The 1,585-nt window shown below is 64.2% G+C and carries 2 protein-coding genes; both read left to right on the top strand.

Features of this window, described 5'->3' with window-relative positions; genetic code table 11:
- Positions 1-284 (top strand): HepT-like ribonuclease domain-containing protein (locus ABDV69_RS21420; RefSeq protein ID WP_343577851.1); only part of this gene is annotated, 284 nt, incomplete at its 5' end.
- Positions 285-757: 473 nt separating this feature from the next.
- Entirely contained in the window at positions 758-1,567 is an 810-nt protein-coding gene (locus ABDV69_RS21425) for a sulfotransferase (protein WP_343577853.1), read from the top strand.
- The last annotated feature ends 18 nt before the right edge of the window (positions 1,568-1,585 follow it).

The raw sequence follows: 1,585 nt of genomic DNA on the forward strand, positions 1-1,585 counted from the left end.
GATTTCTCACCGCTATCGAGGGCTGCATCAGCATCGCGCACCACGTTGCGGCATCCGAGGGCTGGGAGGCACCCGACTCGAATGCCGATGCAATGCGCAGCCTCGGGCGGCACGGCGTCATCTCAGCTGAGCTTGCCGGGGTGATGGCACGCGCAGCCGGGTTCTGCAACCTGCTGGTCCATCGGTACGAGACGATCGACGACAACGCGGTCGTCAGCTTTCTCGATCACCTGGACCAGCTTGACTACTACATCGGCAGCGCATTGGGGTGGCTCGAAGCGTAGGTGCGCCGGCATCGGCGTGCTACGTCCGGCCCGTCGCTCGTCCCGCACACACCGCCGCCGGACAAACGCCAGCACGGCCCGGGCCTTTACCGGCAACTGCTGTGCGCCACCTATCAGCGCGTGTTGCCAGCACAACGCGCAGACATCGCCGCCCGCCACCTTGTTGTCAATACCATCGACGATGAACCTGCCCGGTTCCACAAGCACTACAGGGACGTCGACAACCCCTCGACAACCGAGTAGACCACCGAATCTGCACCGGCAGCGGAAACGTCGCGACATCGGATCCGAACGCCGTGGGTTTTGACAGAGCCGTATGCCGCACGAAGCCCTCTCGATAAAACCGCTGTGACCACCGGCGATCGGCTTTGACCTGCACTGTCGAAACTCACGCTCCACACGGCGCAGTCAGTTAATGTTTGGACATCAATCGGCTTGGTGCCCGCAGGCAAAGCCGGGAAGGCAAGGCGCCGATGACAGCCATCCATTTCATCTCTGGCCTGCCGCGTTCGGGCTCGACGCTGCTGGCCGCGTTGCTGCGGCAAAACCCGCGGTTCCAGGCCGGTATGTCGGGTCCGCTGGCCGGCCTGTTCGGCGCCCTGTTGGGCGAGATGAGCGCCCGTAACGAGTCTTCGATCTTCATCGACGACGCCAAGCGGCAGCGCATCCTGCACGGGTTGTTCGACAACTACTATGCCGATTGCCGCGCCGAGGTGATCTTCGACACCAACCGGGCCTGGTGCGCGTGGATGCCGGCGGTTGCCCGGCTGTTTCCCGAAGCGAAAGTGATTGCCTGCGTGCGCGATTTGGCGTGGGTGATCGACAGCATCGAGCGGTTGGTGCAACGCAACGTCTTTAGCCCGTCGTCGATCTTCAACTACAGCGCCGGCGGCACGGTCTATACCCGCGCCAATGGTGTGGCCTCGGCCGACGGCATGGTCGGCGCCCCCTACGATGCGCTCAAGCAGGCCTGCTTCGGCGCACAACAGGACCGCCTGCTGCTGGTCCAGTACGAAACCCTGACCGCCGACCCGGCCAAGACCATGCACGCCATCTACGGCTTTATCGGCGAGCCGGGTTTCGAGCACGACTTCGACCACATCGACTACGACGTCACCGACTTCGACGAACGCGCCGGCACCCCCGGCCTGCACACCGTGGGCAGCACCGTCAAGGCCGAACCCCGCGCGAGCCTGCTGCCCCCCGACTTGTTCAGGCGGTTTGTCAACGACGCCTTCTGGCGCGATCCGGCCAATATTCCCGAGGGCCTGCAGATCGTCTGAGGCTTGGCCGACGCCGCA

The organism is Mycobacterium sp. (assembly GCF_039583785.1).
Taxonomy (GTDB): domain Bacteria; phylum Actinomycetota; class Actinomycetes; order Mycobacteriales; family Mycobacteriaceae; genus Mycobacterium.

Bases quoted from the DNA above. Each gene is read 5' to 3' on its own strand.
- ABDV69_RS21425 (WP_343577853.1), top strand. From the start codon at position 758: ATGACAGCCATCCATTTCATCTCTGGCCTGCCGCGTTCGGGCTCGACG.